Origin of the sequence: Sphingorhabdus sp. (assembly GCF_035329025.1) — a bacterium.
Lineage (GTDB): Bacteria > Pseudomonadota > Alphaproteobacteria > Sphingomonadales > Sphingomonadaceae > Sphingorhabdus_B.
Window position 1 is genome coordinate 13,522 of sequence record NZ_DAOLHN010000016.1, and the last position, 14,701, is coordinate 28,222.

Annotated in this window: 13 protein-coding genes; 7 read left to right on the top strand and 6 right to left on the bottom strand. The window is 58.0% G+C overall.

Going from position 1 to position 14,701, the window contains the following annotated elements:
* The first annotated feature begins 1 nt into the window (after nucleotide 1).
* Both sdhD and sdhA read left to right on the top strand, forming a co-directional pair.
* A complete protein-coding gene (gene sdhD, locus PKC81_RS06105; protein WP_324334145.1) occupies nucleotides 2–391 on the top strand; it encodes a succinate dehydrogenase, hydrophobic membrane anchor protein in 390 nt (129 codons plus the stop codon).
* Nucleotides 391–2,193, top strand: coding sequence for a succinate dehydrogenase flavoprotein subunit (sdhA, locus tag PKC81_RS06110; protein WP_324334147.1), 1,803 nt, complete (start codon nucleotides 391–393; stop codon nucleotides 2,191–2,193). Before sdhD ends, sdhA begins: the two co-directional genes overlap by 1 nt.
* On the opposite strand, the gene PKC81_RS06115 is transcribed toward sdhA, so the two are convergent.
* Complete coding sequence (locus PKC81_RS06115; RefSeq protein WP_324334149.1) at nucleotides 2,190–3,176, bottom strand: LLM class flavin-dependent oxidoreductase; 987 nt, start codon at nucleotides 3,174–3,176, stop codon at nucleotides 2,190–2,192. The genes sdhA and PKC81_RS06115 overlap by 4 nt on opposite strands.
* 80 nt (nucleotides 3,177–3,256) lie before the next feature.
* On the opposite strand from PKC81_RS06115, the gene PKC81_RS06120 reads away from it, so the two are divergent.
* Both PKC81_RS06120 and creD read left to right on the top strand, forming a co-directional pair.
* Nucleotides 3,257–3,871 carry a LysE family translocator gene (locus PKC81_RS06120; protein ID WP_324334150.1) on the top strand — a complete coding sequence of 205 codons (615 nt, stop codon included), beginning with the start codon at nucleotides 3,257–3,259 and terminating at the stop codon, nucleotides 3,869–3,871.
* Nucleotides 3,872–3,958: 87 nt separating this feature from the next.
* On the top strand, nucleotides 3,959–5,362 hold the full coding sequence (creD, locus tag PKC81_RS06125; RefSeq protein ID WP_324334152.1) for a cell envelope integrity protein CreD: 1,404 nt from the start codon (nucleotides 3,959–3,961) through the stop codon (nucleotides 5,360–5,362).
* On the opposite strand, the gene PKC81_RS06130 is transcribed toward creD, so the two are convergent.
* Together PKC81_RS06130 and PKC81_RS06135 are read right to left on the bottom strand one after the other, a co-directional pair.
* Nucleotides 5,343–6,491: an alpha-hydroxy acid oxidase gene (locus PKC81_RS06130; protein ID WP_324334154.1), complete on the bottom strand. Its 1,149-nt coding sequence runs from the start codon at nucleotides 6,489–6,491 to the stop codon at nucleotides 5,343–5,345. The genes creD and PKC81_RS06130 overlap by 20 nt on opposite strands.
* A gap of 6 nt (nucleotides 6,492–6,497) precedes the next feature.
* Complete coding sequence (locus PKC81_RS06135; protein WP_324334156.1) at nucleotides 6,498–7,400, bottom strand: neutral zinc metallopeptidase; 903 nt, start codon at nucleotides 7,398–7,400, stop codon at nucleotides 6,498–6,500.
* Between the two features lie 101 nt (nucleotides 7,401–7,501).
* Here PKC81_RS06135 and PKC81_RS06140 point away from each other — a divergent pair, with 101 nt between their 5' ends.
* On the top strand, nucleotides 7,502–8,287 hold the full coding sequence (locus PKC81_RS06140; RefSeq protein ID WP_324334157.1) for a 3-hydroxybutyrate dehydrogenase: 786 nt from the start codon (nucleotides 7,502–7,504) through the stop codon (nucleotides 8,285–8,287).
* A gap of 173 nt (nucleotides 8,288–8,460) precedes the next feature.
* Complete coding sequence (gene katG, locus PKC81_RS06145) at nucleotides 8,461–10,650, top strand: catalase/peroxidase HPI (protein ID WP_324334158.1); 2,190 nt, start codon at nucleotides 8,461–8,463, stop codon at nucleotides 10,648–10,650.
* A gap of 83 nt (nucleotides 10,651–10,733) precedes the next feature.
* On the opposite strand, the gene PKC81_RS06150 is transcribed toward katG, so the two are convergent.
* The 3 genes from PKC81_RS06150 to PKC81_RS06160 all read right to left on the bottom strand — a co-directional run bounded on the left by PKC81_RS06150 (nucleotide 10,734) and on the right by PKC81_RS06160 (nucleotide 13,081).
* The gene (locus tag PKC81_RS06150; RefSeq protein ID WP_324334159.1) at nucleotides 10,734–11,150 is read right to left on the bottom strand and encodes a hypothetical protein; all 417 of its coding nucleotides are present in this window, start codon (nucleotides 11,148–11,150) and stop codon (nucleotides 10,734–10,736) included.
* A 142-nt stretch (nucleotides 11,151–11,292) separates the two neighbouring features.
* Nucleotides 11,293–11,454 carry a hypothetical protein gene (locus PKC81_RS06155; RefSeq protein WP_298600070.1) on the bottom strand — a complete coding sequence of 54 codons (162 nt, stop codon included), beginning with the start codon at nucleotides 11,452–11,454 and terminating at the stop codon, nucleotides 11,293–11,295.
* A 25-nt stretch (nucleotides 11,455–11,479) separates the two neighbouring features.
* Entirely contained in the window at nucleotides 11,480–13,081 is a 1,602-nt protein-coding gene (locus tag PKC81_RS06160) for an isocitrate lyase (protein ID WP_324334162.1), read from the bottom strand.
* A gap of 156 nt (nucleotides 13,082–13,237) precedes the next feature.
* On the opposite strand from PKC81_RS06160, the gene PKC81_RS06165 reads away from it, so the two are divergent.
* Nucleotides 13,238–14,620, top strand: a complete 1,383-nt coding sequence (locus tag PKC81_RS06165; protein ID WP_324334164.1) for a short-chain fatty acyl-CoA regulator family protein — start codon at nucleotides 13,238–13,240, stop codon at nucleotides 14,618–14,620.
* Nucleotides 14,621–14,701 lie beyond the last annotated feature (81 nt).

The following is a 14,701-nucleotide window of genomic DNA, read 5'->3' on the forward strand; positions in this document are numbered from 1 at the left end:
GATGGGTAACGGAACCAACCTCGGGCGCGTTCGCGGGCTTGGCTCGGCCAAGCATGGCGGCAAGCATTGGATCGATCAGCGCCTGACCGCTGTCGGCAATTTGCTACTCACCAGCTGGCTGGTGCTGTCGCTATTGTTGTTGCCAAATTTTGAGCATGAGACTGTCGCTGCCTGGCTGGCCCAGCCATCGGTTGCCGTGCCCATGATCCTGATGCTGGTCAGCATCTTCTGGCATGTCCGCCTCGGCCTGCAGGTTCTCATCGAGGACTATGTGCATGACGACGGCAACAAATTTGCCGCGCTGACCCTTTTGAACTTTTACGTAATTGGCGCCGCCGCATTTGGCATTTTCATGGTCGCCAAGCATGCCTTTGCCGGAGTGCCCGCCTGATGTCTGAAGCCTATAAGATCATCGATCATACCTATGATGTCGTTGTTGTCGGTGCAGGCGGTTCGGGTCTGCGCGCGACTATGGGCGCTGCCGAAGCTGGTTTGAAAACCGCCTGCATCACCAAGGTGTTCCCGACGCGCTCGCACACCGTTGCGGCTCAGGGGGGGATCGCTGCCTCGCTCCAGAACAACTCGCCCGATCACTGGACCTGGCACATGTACGATACCGTCAAGGGTTCGGATTGGCTGGGTGACCAGGACGCTATCGAATATATGGTGCGTGAAGCTCCAGCGGCTGTTTACGAACTGGAGCATGCCGGCGTGCCGTTTTCGCGCAACGCCGACGGCACAATCTACCAGCGCCCCTTTGGCGGCCATATGCAGAATATGGGCGAAGGCCCGCCGGTGCAGCGCACATGCGCTGCCGCTGACCGCACGGGTCACGCCATGCTGCACGCGCTTTATCAGCAGAGCCTGAAATATGATGCAGACTTTTTCATCGAATATTTCGCGCTCGACCTGATCATGGAAGATGGTGAGTGCCGGGGCGTTATTGCGCTGTGCATGGACGATGGCAGCATCCACCGTTTCAAGGCGCAATCGGTTGTGCTGGCCACTGGCGGATATGGCCGCGCTTATTACAGCGCAACCTCCGCCCACACCTGCACCGGTGACGGTGGTGGGATGGTATTGCGCGCTGGCCTTCCGTTGCAGGACCTAGAGTTCGTCCAGTTCCACCCCACCGGTATTTACGGCGCAGGCGTGTTGATCACCGAAGGTGCGCGCGGCGAGGGCGGTTATCTGACCAACAGCGAGGGTGAGCGTTTCATGGAACGCTATGCGCCTTCGGCCAAGGATCTTGCGTCGCGTGACGTCGTGTCGCGTTCAATGGCACTAGAAATGCGCGAAGGTCGTGGTGTCGGCCCGAACAAGGACCATATCTACCTGCACCTCGACCATATCGATCCCAAGGTGCTGGCAGAGCGCCTACCGGGCATCACCGAGAGCGGCAAGATTTTCGCGGGCGTAGACCTGACGCGGCAACCGCTGCCGGTTTGCCCGACCGTTCACTATAATATGGGCGGTATACCCTGCAACTATCACGGCCAGGTTGTGACCAAGAAGGGCGAAGACCCTGAAGTTGTTGTTCCCGGCCTCTATGCTGTTGGTGAAGCGGCGTGCGTGTCTGTCCATGGGGCCAACCGTCTGGGATCGAACTCGCTGATCGACCTCGTGGTGTTCGGTCGCGCAACCGGCCTGCACCTCAAGGAAACGCTGAAGTCAAATGCTGCGCAAAAGGCGTTGCCCAAGGATTCGGCCGATTTGGCACTCGCTCGCGTTGACCATTTCCGCAACGCCAAGGGTGGTTCACCCACCGCCGAAGTGCGCTTGCAGATGCAGCAGACGATGCAAAAGCATGCGGCAGTTTTCCGTGACAGCGCGTTGCTCGCCGAGGGCTGCGAAATCATGCAGAAGGTGAACCAGCGGATGCAGGACATCTCGGTCAGCGACCGCAGCCTGATCTGGAACACCGATCTTGTCGAAACGCTCGAACTCGACAATCTGATGAGCCAGGCGATCTGCACCATCGAAGGTGCCAACGCCCGCAAGGAAAGCCGCGGCGCGCACGCGCATGAGGATTTCCCCGATCGCGACGACAAGAACTGGATGAAGCACACCGTCAGCTGGTTCGAAGGCTGGGGCGGCAAGGGCGGCAAGGTCACTTTGGACTATCGCCCCGTGCACGATTATACGCTGACCGATGAGGTCGAGTATATCAAGCCCAAGGCGCGCGTTTACTAAAGCGAATTGAAAGCCTGGGCCGTCAGGTCCAGGCTGCGCTTGCGCTTTTCATGATCGAACATGGAACAGGCGACGATGATTTCGTCGGCCTGCGTTCGGTCGATGAACTTCGCAATCCCCTGCGCAACCGTATTGGGCGAGCCAATCGCGCTGCACGACAGCAGTTCGTCCAGCATCGTGGCGATATGCGGGGGCAGACCGGCTTTATAGCCTTCGACGGGCGGTTGCATCTGGCGAGGGTTGCCGGTGCGCAGGCCGACAAAGCTTTGCTGGATCGAACTGGCGAGATATTCTGCCTCTTCGTCGCTATCCGCCGCGATGATGTTCATCGCCACCATGGCATGGGGTTTTTCGAGCACCGCACTCGGCTTGAAGCTGCTGCGATACATATGCAGCGCTTCGTCTAGCAATTGCGGCGCGAAATGGCTGGCAAAAGCATAAGGCAGGCCAAGCAGTGCCGCGACTTGAGCGCCATAAAGGCTGCTACCGAGGATATAGAGTTGCACATCAGCTCCAGCCCCGGGGGTTGCACTGATCCCGGTGCGACCATCGTCTGCGAAATAGCTTTGCAGCTCGACAATATCGCGGACGAACGCATTGGGATCGCTGTCGAGCGTGCGTCGGATGGCGTGGGCGACGCGCTGGTCGCTGCCTGGAGCACGGCCCAGCCCGAGATCGATACGCCCAGGATGTAGGGCGTCGAGCGTCCCAAATTGTTCTGCAATCACCAGTGGCGCATGGTTGGGCAGCATGATGCCACCTGCGCCGACGCGGATCGATTGAGTGGCGGCAGCGATATGGCCGATAACGACCGAGGTCGCCGCGCTGGCAATGCCTTTCATCCCGTGATGTTCGGCTACCCAGAAACGGGTAAAGCCCAAGCTTTCCGCATAAGCGGCCATATCAGCGGCATTGGCCAGCGCCTGTGGCACTGTTCCGCCTTCAACGACGGATACGAGATCGAGAATGGAATAAGCTGTCATCGCGATCATCTAGTCACGCCGCCCCGAAAATGCCAAGCAGCAATCGACAGTGGCCGTGGGTGCTGCCATAGGCAGGGTGAATGTTCACGTCCAATTTCCTTCCCTTTTTGCTTACCGCAATTCTGATCGAGCTAACGCCCGGCCCCAATATGGCCTGGATTGCGTTGACCGGTGCTAGCGTTGGAAAACGGGCTGCGCTGGCAGCCACTGCAGGCATTGCATTGGGTCTTTCCGTTGTCGGAGCAGCGGCGGCCTTCGGGCTGGCAGAATTGGCGAAGGCCTCTCCCCATTTGTTTGCTCTGTTGCGCTACGCAGGGGCAGCCTATCTGCTTTGGCTTGCCTGGAAAGCGTGGGAAGGAAAGAGCGACGTTTCGCCCGAACATGCCCACAACGGCAATGTGCGCTGGTTTCGCCACGGGCTTTTGCTCAACCTGTTGAACCCGAAAGCAGCTCTGTTTTTCGTGGCAATCCTGCCCAGCTATGTCGATAGTGCTGCGCCGATTATGCCGCAGACGCTGCTGCTGTCCGCGACCTATGTCGCTGTGGCGACGCTTGTGCACCTCTTGCTCGCCTTGCTGGCCGGGCGGGCGCATGAGTGGTTTGAGCGAGGACAAAATGCTGTTCTTGTCCGGAAGGCATGTGCACTGTTGATCGCGGCGGTCGCAATCTGGTTTCTTATCAGTACAGCGAATTGATGGTGGCGTTCACTCGCCGTTCAGTTTGGCGGTCGCAGATGAAGCGTGCAAATTTATCGATGAATTGAGTGGAGAGGAGCAGCTCTTATGGCCACCGAACGTTCTCCCGGTTTCAAACTGTTTTTTGCGGGGCTGATCGGCCTTGTGCTCGCCATCCCACTGATGATGGTTTTTGCACTGTCTTGGGACAGGCAGGAACAGGCCAATACCGCCCAGACCTCGATTGCTGCAGGCTGGGGCGGGCCGCAGGTTGTGGTCGGGCCGGTGCTGGTCATTCCTTACACCACCGACAATGTCGAAACCGTGACCGAAAATGGCCAACAGACAACGCGGACCGTGCGGGTGCAGCGCGAATTGTTTCTTTCGCCTGAAACCAACGCGATGAAGACCGACCTTCGCCCCGAGCGGAAGAAGAAGTCGATCTATGAAAGCGTGCTGTTTGTTGCCGAAAATAGCGGCAGTGCGCGGTTTGCACTGCCAGCCGATTTCGCCCGCTACGGCATCCCCCGTGATAGCCTCAACCTGGCCGGAGCTGAATTGCGCTTTGGTATTTCGGATGCGCGGGGATTGCAGGCGGACAGCAAAGTGCAAGTCAATGGAACTGCACTGGAATTGCAACCGGGCAAGGGGCTGGCGGCCTCAGGCAATTCAGGGTTTTTTACCTTCATCGACTGGGATGGCACGACGCCCCTGAACGTCAATTACAGCTATGCCTTCCGCGGCAACAAATCGCTGACAATGGTACCGCGTGGCAAGGAAACCAGTTGGGAAGTCAAGTCGACTTGGCCCAGCCCAAGCTTTGCCGGTGATTTCCTCCCGACCAAGCGCACGATTTCGGACAAGGGCTTTTCTTCGGCGCACAAGGTTACCAACCTGGCTCTTGGCCAGTCTCTTGTGCTGAAAGAAGACCTCGGCATGCCGCAGCTTGATGGCGGCTATGTCGCACCGATGGTGGCTTCATCGGCCAGTGCGCAGCCCGTGGGCGGACCTTCGCAAGCCGCCACGATAGGCCTTATCGAACCTGTTGACCTTTACAGCCAGGTCGATCGTTCGGTGAAATATGGCTTCCTGTTCATCGGCTTCACCTTCCTCGCTTTCCTGATGTTTGACGTGGTCGGCGGGGCAAAGGTTGCGGCAGCAGAATATCTGCTGACCGGGGCAGGGCTAGTGCTGTTCTTCGTGATGCTGCTCGCCTTTGCCGAGGTCATCGGCTTCACCTGGGCTTATCTGCTGGCGGGTGGCGCGATTACCGGCTTGCTGACTGCCTATTCCGCAGCGGTACTGAAAAGCTGGCTGCGCGCGCGGGTGATCGGCGGGCTGCTGGTCGGGCTGTATGCCACGCTCTACGTCCTGCTCAATCTTGAAGCCTATGCTCTGATTATTGGATCGATCCTGCTCTTTGTCGCCCTCGCGGTGGTGATGTGGGCAACCCGGCACATCGATTGGGGAGCAAAGCGGGGCGGCGAGGAGCCTACCGCCAACGCAGCATAGAGCGGTCAAGTTTAGCGACGGATCGGACGCCCATGAGTTTCATGCCGCGTTCGATCTCGTCGCGCAGCTTGCCGACCACACGGTCAACCCCGGGTTCGCCCGCAGCCGCCAAAGCATAAAGATACAGCCTGCCACCCGAGCAAGCCGTTGCTCCTGCCGCGAGCGCTTTCAACACATGCGTTCCGCGCCTTATGCCACCGTCGCAAATGATATCGATTTTCCCGCCTACGGCATCGGCGATCTCGGCGATCTGATCGAAGGGCGAACGCGAGCCATCGAGCTGCCGCCCGCCATGGTTCGAAACCATGATCGCCGTCGCTCCTATATCTACTGCGCGCTTGGCATCCTCGACCGACATCACACCCTTCAGGCAAAATTGCCCGCCCCATTCGGCGCGGATCGCCTCGGCCATTTTCCAGTCCATCGACTGATCGAGCATGGTGTTGAAATAATCCGCCACCGAAACCGCGACATTGGTACCCTCACTGACATGCGTTGAAAGATTGGGCAGCGAAAATTTCTCGCGGAACAGATAGTTCATCACCCAGCCGGGGTGTGTGGCATAGCTCAGCACCGAAGAAGGTGTGAAGCGCGGCGGAGAGGTGAAGCCGGTACGCAAACAACGTTCGCGATTGCCAGCTACTATGGTGTCTACCGTCAACGTGATGGCATCGAAATTTGCTGCCTTGCAGCGCTCGACCATCGACCTGTTCAGCCCCTTGTCCTTATGGATGTAAAGCTGGAACATCTTGGGCGTCTTGATTGCAGCACCGACCTCTTCGATGCTGACCGTCGCAAGGCTCGAAATGCCGAACCAGGTGTTGAAGCGCTCGGCCACAGCCGCCACCGCGCGTTCCCCCTGCCAGTGGAACAGCCGCTGCAACGCTGTCGGAGAGAGAAACAACGGCATTCCGATTTTCTTGCCCATCACGGTTGCCGACATGTCGATGTTTTCAACACCGGCAAGAACATTGGGCACAAGGTCGCAATCGTCGAACGACGATGTATTACGTTCCTTGGTTACCTCATCATCACCCGCTCCGTCGATATAGTTAAAGACAGGCGAGGGTAGGCGGCGTTTTGCCAGCCGCCGGAAATCTTCAACATTGTGGCAATCGGAGAGACGCATTGAAGGTCAGGATGCGCCGCCGAAATAGTCGCAACTATTGGGATCACCGCTTTGTAGACCCTGTTTCAACGCTGCCATCCGCTGTTCGCTCGTGCCATGCGTGAACATGCTCTCGACGGGAGCGCGTCCGGCATCGCGCATAAGCTTGTCATCGCCGATTGCATGGGCGGCACGCATGCCTTCTTCGATATCCCCAGCTTCGATGCGAGCAGCATTTTTGGCTGCCCAAACACCGGCATAGCAATCTGCCTGCAACTCCATCCGCACTTGCAAAGCATTGCCTTCGGCCTGGCTTGCGCGTGCCTGTTCGCGGCGAACCTGATCAGCGACGCCCGTCAAATTCTGGATATGATGCCCGACTTCATGCGCGATGACATAAGCATAAGCGAAATCGCCGCCGCCACTCATCTGCTGCATTTGCTGGAAGAAGGTCGTGTCGAGATAGACACCTTGGTCAGCAGGGCAATAGAATGGCCCCATTGCCGATTGTGCAGAGCCGCAGCCTGATTGTGTGCCCTGCTGATAGAAATTGAGTGTCGTTGGCTGGTAACGTTGGCCAGCTTGCGCGAACAGTGCGCCCCATGTGTCCTCGGTCGATTTGAGAACGCGGCAAGCAAACAGCTCTTCCTGCGTGTCGCACGCCTGATTGCCGCCCGCGCTCTGCTGTGCTGTTTCAGTTGGCGCCATTTCGCTGCCACTCAGATTGAGCATGCCACTGGAAAATACAAAATAGCCGACAACAGCCAAAATCAGCAATGTGCCGCATCCCATTTTTCGACCGAACAATAGAGGAAGCAGCCCGAATATCAGCGAGCCCATGCCGCCACCGCCGCCACCCATGCTGAAACCTCCGCCACCGGTGCCGTGGTCACGGGTGTTGCTGCTTGGATCCAGATCGTCGAGACGCATGGCGATTCTCCCTACTCGCGTTCAATCAAGCATTGCGGTTTTGCTGCAAAAGCGCAAGGAAGAAGGCGTATTTACAAACAGTACCGCAAAGGACTTCTCCCATGTTTCTCAAAGGCAAAACCGCTCTGATTACCGGCTCCACATCGGGCATAGGCCTTGGCTATGCACGTGCCTTGGCCGCCGAAGGTGCCAGCGTGATGATCAACGGCTTTGGCGATGCGGCTGAAATTCAGGGGCATGTTGAAGAACTGATCCGCACCAGCAATGCAGGTGCGCTTTACTCGCCAGCGGACATGACTAAGCCGGAGGAAATTCGTGCGATGGTCGCTGATTGCACCGCCAAATTGGGCGCGCCTGACATATTGATCAACAATGCCGGCATCCAGCATGTTTCGCCAGTCGACAGCTTCCCGGAGGACAAATGGGATGCAATTATCGCAATAATTTTGTCGTCTGCTTTCCACACTACCAAGGCGGTTGTGCCCGCGATGAAGGAAAAGGGCTGGGGCCGCATCATTAACACCGGTTCGATGCACAGTCTCGTCGCATCGCCGTTCAAGAGCGCGTACAACGCCGCAAAACACGGTATTGCCGGTTTTACTAAGACCATAGCGTTGGAAGTCGCCCGTGATGGCATCACCGTAAACAATATCTGCCCGGGCTATGTCTGGACGTCGCTGGTAGAAAACCAGATCCCCGATACTATGAAAGCACGCGGGCTGACACGCGATCAGGTGATAAACGACGTGTTACTCGCCGCGCAGCCGCAGAAGCAATTTGTGCAGGTGGAGCAGTTGGCTTCGCTGGCAGTCTATCTGTGCAGCGATGCGGCAGGAGCTATCACCGGCGCCAATCTCTCGATGGATGGGGGCTGGACAGCTCAATAGCCAAAATGTGCCGCATTTTCGAAAAATTGGAACTTTGGCACTCAAGCAATCGATTTAGTCGATAACAGTGCAAGGAAAAACTCGATGGTATTGTCATGGGGTTGAGATAGTTTGAACTTATAGTGCTGTCTGACGCACCAGAACGCGAACTCATAAACAGGATAGGAAAAGCCATGAACGACCAAACTCCCATCAACACCGGCGGCGGTTGCCCGGTCCACAAGGATGCAGCGCGCTCGCTGCTGGGCCGTACCAACAAGGATTGGTGGCCTGAAGCTCTTCCCGTCGACATCCTGCACCAGGGCGGCGTTTCGCCCGACCCGATGGGGCCGGACTTTGATTATGTCAAAGCGTTCAAGTCGATCGACTATCAGGCTCTAAAGGCTGACCTGACAGCGCTGATGACAGACAGCAAGCCTTGGTGGCCGGCCGATTATGGCCATTATGGTCCTTTATTCATCCGTATGGCCTGGCACGCTGCAGGCACCTATCGCACCGCTGATGGCCGCGGTGGCGCCAATAGTGGTCAGCAGCGTTTTGCTCCGCTGAACAGCTGGCCCGACAATGGCAACCTGGACAAGGCGCGTCGCCTTTTGTGGCCGATCAAACAGAAATATGGCCAGAAAATCAGCTGGGCTGACCTGTTCATTCTCGCAGGCAATGTCGCCATCGAGTCGATGGGTGGACCAGTATTCGGTTTCGGCGGCGGCCGAGCCGACGTCTACGAACCCGAAAAAGACATTTACTGGGGTGAAGAAGATCTTTGGGTCGACCAGGGTGCCGAAACCCGCATCCAGCCGGAGAAGCAGCTCGATCTCGAAAATCCTCTGGCTGCGATTCAGATGGGTCTGATCTACGTCAATCCGGAAGGCCCGGGCGGAAATCCTGACCCGCTTTTGTCGGCACGCGACATGCGGATTACCTTTGCGCGCATGGCGATGAACGACGAAGAAACCGTTGCACTGACTGCAGGCGGCCACGCTTTTGGTAAAGCACATGGCGCAATTCCCGCTGACCAGTTGAGCGCAAGCCCCGAGTCGGAAGTTTTGGAAAAGATGGGATTTGGCTGGGCGACGGATCCGGAGCAAATTGCATCGGGCAAGATTACGACGTCCGGCATCGAAGGCGCATGGTCGAATAACCCCATCAAATGGGGCGGTGACTATTTCCGCTTGTTGTTCAAATATGACTATAAGCTCGTCCACAGCCCAGCTGGCGCACAGCAGTGGACGCCCATCGATCCCGATCCGGAAGATCTGGCCCCCGATGCGCGCGACCCTTCGAAGCGTGTGCCGACGATGATGACCACAGCCGACATGGCACTGAAGATGGATCCGGAGTATCGCAAGATTTCCGAACGCTTCCGTGATGATCAGGCGGCACTTGACGATGCCTTTGCACGTGCATGGTTCAAGCTATGTCACCGCGATATGGGCCCCAAAGCCCGCTATCATGGTCCGGAAGTGCCGAAGGAAGACCTGATCTGGCAGGATCCGGTTCCCGCAGGCACGATGCCTTCGGACGCAGACGTTGCTGCATTCAAGACCAAGATCCTTGCTAGCGGTGTCGCTGCCAGCGATCTTATCAAAGCAGCTTGGGCATCAGCATCGACTTATCGCAAGAGCGATCACCGTGGTGGCGCAAATGGAGCGCGCGTCCGCTTGGCGCCGCAAAATGGCTGGGCTGTAAACGAACCCGAGCAGCTGGCTGCGACGCTTGCAAAGATTGATGAACTGCGTGGTTCTTTGTCGATGGCCGATGCAATCGTGCTGGCAGGCAGCGCGGCGGTCGAAAAGGCTGCCAAGGATGCCGGCTATGACGTCACCGTTCCCTTCACCGGTGGCCGTGGTGACGCGACTGCGGAATGGACCGATGTCGAGAGCTTCGACGTGCTCGAACCTCGCGCCGACGGTTTCCGTAACTATCTGTCGAACAAATTCTCGGTGAAGACCGAAGAATTGCTGATTGATCGCGCGGCATTGCTCGGTCTTTCAGCTCCGGAAATGACGGCTCTCGTTGGTGGTCTGCGCGTGCTGGGTGCCAACCATGGGGGGCGTTCACATGGCGTATTCACCAACCGCGTTGGCCAGTTGACCAATGACTTTTTCGTGAACCTGCTCGACATGGATACTTTCTGGGAGGCCGTTGAAGGCAGCCAGGATGAGGAATTTGTCGGTTACACACGCGGCGGTCGCACAGAGCGTTGGCGCGCAACGCGGGCCGACCTCGTCTTTGGCTCCAACTCGCAATTGCGCGCAGTGGCCGAAGTCTATGCGGAGAAAGGCAATGAGCAGAAGTTCGTCGCCGACTTCGTCAAGGCATGGGTAAAGGTCATGAACGCTGACAGGTTCGACCTCGCCTGATTGCAATGGATATTGAAAAGGCCGCTGCGCATGCTGCGCGGCGGCCTTTTTCATGCGTTAAATGCAGGATGATTATCTGGGCGTTATTCGACGGGTTGGTTGGTGCGTATCGGCGCGCCGGTTGAGCCAGCTGCCACCTGATCAGCATAATTTTGACCCACGTTCGCCGATTGTCCGTTGAGGGCACCTGCCGGCAAATTCGTCTGCTGGGATTGTGTTTCACTTGAGTTTGAATTCGTGCCCAAAGGTTGGGCGTCGTTCATCGGTTGCCCGAATGTTTCAAACTCGTCAGGAAATTCAGCTTCTTCTTGCTCCGCAAATTCATCGCCCTCTGCCGGTGCATCGGCAGTTTCCTGAGCAACTACAGGTTGCGGCGTGGGCACCGGAGCTTCAGGCGCACTAGCCTGTTCGGTTTTGACGCTGCTTTCAGATGGTATAATCAACGCAGCAAATACGGCAACGCACAGGACGGCTACGACGCTTTTCTGGATATTATCCATGATCAACCTCAGTTTCGCGAAATACAGCCGGTTTTCTAGAGCTTTATCGTTAAAAAACGATTGATTGGCGTTTGCATAGAAAAAGGCCGCCGGTAATTTTACCGGCGGCCCAAGGCAGTTTTTCCTCCCCAGGAAAACTCGTTCAGCCCAGTTTGGCGGCGCTCCCCAAGCGGTGGTAGAGGCGGGCGAATTTCTTCGATTCTTCGCCATCTTCCACAGTGGGCAGATATTGCGCGAGCGCCTTGCGGATCAGCTTGAAGTCCTCGGTTGAAAGGACTGCGCGGGAACGTGCTGGTTCACTCATAGCTAACTCCTTTTGGACGGTTAAATCAGGCCGCGTTGGCGAACTGGTTCATGGTGTTGTCCTTGCCGCCGGCCTTCAGGGCAGCTTCACCGGCGAAATATTCCTTGTGGTCATCGCCAATGTCGGAACCGGACATGTTCTGGTGCTTGACGCAGGCGATGCCCTGGCGGATTTCCTTGCGCTGCACGCCTGCGACATAACCAAGCATTCCCATCTCGCCGAAATAATCCTTGGCAAGGTTGTCGGTGCTGAGTGCTGCGGTGTGATAGGTCGGCAGGGTGATCAGGTGGTGGAAGATGCCCGCCCGCTTTGCAGCATCGCGCTGGAAAGTCTGGATGCGACGGTCCGCTTCGATACCCAGTTCGCTTTCGTCATAGGATGCGCTCATCAGGTTCGCACGGTCATAGGCCGACACGTCCTTGCCTTCTGCGGTCCAGGCGTCGAACACCTGCTGGCGGAAATTGAGCGTCCAGTTGAAGCTGGGCGAGTTGTTGTAGGCGAGCTTCGCATTGGGAACGACTTCGCGGATACGGTCGACCATACCAGCAATCTGTTCGATGTGCGGCTTTTCGGTTTCTATCCAGATAAGGTCGGCGCCATTCTGCAGCGAGGTGATGCAATCGAGCACGCAGCGGTCTTCACCGGTTCCCGAACGGAACTGGAAAAGATTCGAAGGCAGGCGCTTCGGCTTCAGCAGTTTGCCGTTGCGGTTGAGGATGACATCGCCATTCTGCGCGGTTGCCGGGTCGATTTCTTCGCAATCGAGGAAGCTGTTATACAGATCACCCAGATCGCCCGGTTCCTTCGACACTGCAATCTGCTTGGTCAGGCCAGCGCCGAGCGAGTCGGTGCGGGCAACGATGATGCCATCGGGAACACCGAGTTCGAGGAAGGCATAGCGGCAGGCGCGGATCTTCTGCAGGAAATCCTCATGCGGAACGGTGACTTTACCGTCTTGGTGGCCGCACTGCTTTTCGTCCGAAACCTGGTTTTCGATCTGAAGGGCACAGGCACCGGCTTCGATCATCTTCTTGGCGAGCAGATAGGTTGCCTCGGCATTGCCGAAACCTGCGTCGATGTCGGCGATAATCGGAACGACGTGGGTTTCGTAATTCTCGATCTTGTTCAGCAGTTCGGCTTCAGCCGCCGCATTGCCTTCTTCACGTGCCTTGTCGAGGTCGCGGAAGAGCAGGTTGAGTTCGCGGCTGTCGGCCTGACGCAGGAAGGTGTAGAGTTCTTCAATCAGTGCGGGAACGCTGGTCTTTTCGTGCATCGACTGGTCGGGCAGGGGGCCGAATTCGCTGCGCAGCGCGGCAATCATCCAGCCGGAAAGATAGAGGTAGCGCTTCTTGGTGGTGCCGAAATGCTTCTTCACCGAAATCATCTTTTGCTGCGCGATAAAGCCGTGCCAGCAGCCTAATGATTGGGTGTAGTTGGCAGGGTCGGCATCATAAGCAGCCATGTCTTCGCGCATGATCTTTGCGGTGTAGCGGGCGATGTCGAGACCGGTCTGGAAACGGTTTTGCAGGCGCATGCGGGCGACGGATTCGGGGCTGATCGAATCCCAGGTTCCGTTTTGCGAACCAATGAGTTGGCCAGCTGCCTTGATTTCTTCCTGATAGGTCATTGTGACAAATCCTTGTTTGGGAGGTCTGATATGGAGACGTCTTACCTATGTAGGCGGCCTTCCTGTGAGTCAGATTTGTCAAAAATGTTGTGTGTGCGTCGCACAAAATGCGCCCATGCTTGTAATATTGTAAATAAATTGACATAAGTTACGCCTATGACCGAGCAGAAACTTTTCGCAGGCCATGCCGTGCGCCGTATCCGCCGCGCCAATGGCCTCACGCAAACCGCGATGGCGGAGGCGCTGGCGGTTTCGCCGAGCTACCTCAACCTCATCGAGCGCAACCAGCGCCCGTTGACCGCCGCGATCCTGCTGCGTCTTGCCGAGCGGTTCGATTTCGATGCGCGCAGCCTGACCGGCGCAACCCCCGGCGGCGGGGTGGAGGCGCTCCGCCGGCGCCTCGCCGACCCGCTATTCGGCGATCTCAACCTCGACAAATTGCAATTGGAGGACTGGATCGCCGCCGCCCCCGATGCCGCCGAAGCCTTCGCCCGCGCCTTTGACCGGCTGTCGGGCGCAGGCGAGCGCCAAGAGGCCGACGCCATCGCTGCCGTCCGCGCGGAAATCGAACGCTGGCGCAACCATTTTGCCGATCTCGACGCACAGGCAGAGGCGCTTGCGGACGAGCTGCGCCTTGCCAATGCCGACCTTTATGGCGCCATCGCAGAACGCCTCCGCGTCAAGCACCAGCTCTCCATCCGCATCCTGCCCGTCGATGTGCTGCCTGACAGGCTGAAGCGGCTTGATCTGCACGCGCGGCAGCTTCAGCTTTCCGAGCTGCTCGATCCCGCCAGCCGCACCTTTGCCGCAGCAGCCGAGCTTGCCACGCTGGAGGCGCGTGCCGAGATTGACGGTCTGGTCAAAGGCGCGAACTTTGCCGAACGCGCGAGCGAGCGTTTCTATCGCCGCCATCTGACCAGCTATTTCGCCGCCGCGTTGATGATGCCCTATGCCCGTTTCCTGCGTGCATGCGAGGGTACGGGCTATGACATAGAGCTGCTGCAGCGGCGCTTCGGCGCGGGCTTTGAACAGGTCGCGCACCGGCTGACCACCTTGCAACGCGTCGGCGCGCGCGGCCTGCCATTCTTCATGCTGCGCATCGACCGGGCAGGGCAATCGAGCAAACGCTATGCCGGGGCCAGCGCATCGCCGCTGGTGGAAAGCGACGCGCGCTGCCCCTTATGGCGGCTGCACACCGCGTTCGATCGGCCCGGCCATCTGGTAAAGGATATGGTCGAGCTGGAGGATGGCAGCCGCTGGTTCACCATCGCGCGCACCGTGCAACCGCAGGCGGGCAGGGAAGGCGGCATCCGCGCCGAATTTGCCGTTGGGTTGGGGCTGAACGCGCAACTCGCCGCGCCGCTCGCCGCCGCGCGCGGAATAGACCTGAGCGCGGGGGAGGCCACCCCCATAGGCCTGGGCTGCCGCGCCTGCACCCGCCCCGATTGCCCCCAACGCAGCGCGCCGCCCGCAGGTCGGGTGCTTGTGTTCAACGAACGCGAACGGGGATTGACGCCCTTTGTCTGGGCGGGGGAGTGAAGCTGATGACGAAAGGCAGCGGCTTAATTGATATATATTATTTGAATTGATTTGCATCAATTAGTGAGCGCGCGCTGATCC

Bases quoted from the DNA above. Each gene is read 5' to 3' on its own strand.
- sdhD (WP_324334145.1), top strand. From the start codon at position 2: ATGGGTAACGGAACCAACCTCGGGCGCGTTCGCGGGCTTGGCTCGGCC.
- sdhA (WP_324334147.1), top strand. From the start codon at position 391: ATGTCTGAAGCCTATAAGATCATCGATCATACCTATGATGTCGTTGTT.
- PKC81_RS06115 (WP_324334149.1), bottom strand. From the start codon at position 3,176: ATGACAGCTTATTCCATTCTCGATCTCGTATCCGTCGTTGAAGGCGGA.
- PKC81_RS06120 (WP_324334150.1), top strand. From the start codon at position 3,257: ATGTTCACGTCCAATTTCCTTCCCTTTTTGCTTACCGCAATTCTGATC.
- creD (WP_324334152.1), top strand. From the start codon at position 3,959: ATGGCCACCGAACGTTCTCCCGGTTTCAAACTGTTTTTTGCGGGGCTG.
- PKC81_RS06130 (WP_324334154.1), bottom strand. From the start codon at position 6,491: ATGCGTCTCTCCGATTGCCACAATGTTGAAGATTTCCGGCGGCTGGCA.
- PKC81_RS06135 (WP_324334156.1), bottom strand. From the start codon at position 7,400: ATGCGTCTCGACGATCTGGATCCAAGCAGCAACACCCGTGACCACGGC.
- PKC81_RS06140 (WP_324334157.1), top strand. From the start codon at position 7,502: ATGTTTCTCAAAGGCAAAACCGCTCTGATTACCGGCTCCACATCGGGC.
- katG (WP_324334158.1), top strand. From the start codon at position 8,461: ATGAACGACCAAACTCCCATCAACACCGGCGGCGGTTGCCCGGTCCAC.
- PKC81_RS06150 (WP_324334159.1), bottom strand. From the start codon at position 11,150: ATGGATAATATCCAGAAAAGCGTCGTAGCCGTCCTGTGCGTTGCCGTA.
- PKC81_RS06155 (WP_298600070.1), bottom strand. From the start codon at position 11,454: ATGAGTGAACCAGCACGTTCCCGCGCAGTCCTTTCAACCGAGGACTTC.
- PKC81_RS06160 (WP_324334162.1), bottom strand. From the start codon at position 13,081: ATGACCTATCAGGAAGAAATCAAGGCAGCTGGCCAACTCATTGGTTCG.
- PKC81_RS06165 (WP_324334164.1), top strand. From the start codon at position 13,238: ATGACCGAGCAGAAACTTTTCGCAGGCCATGCCGTGCGCCGTATCCGC.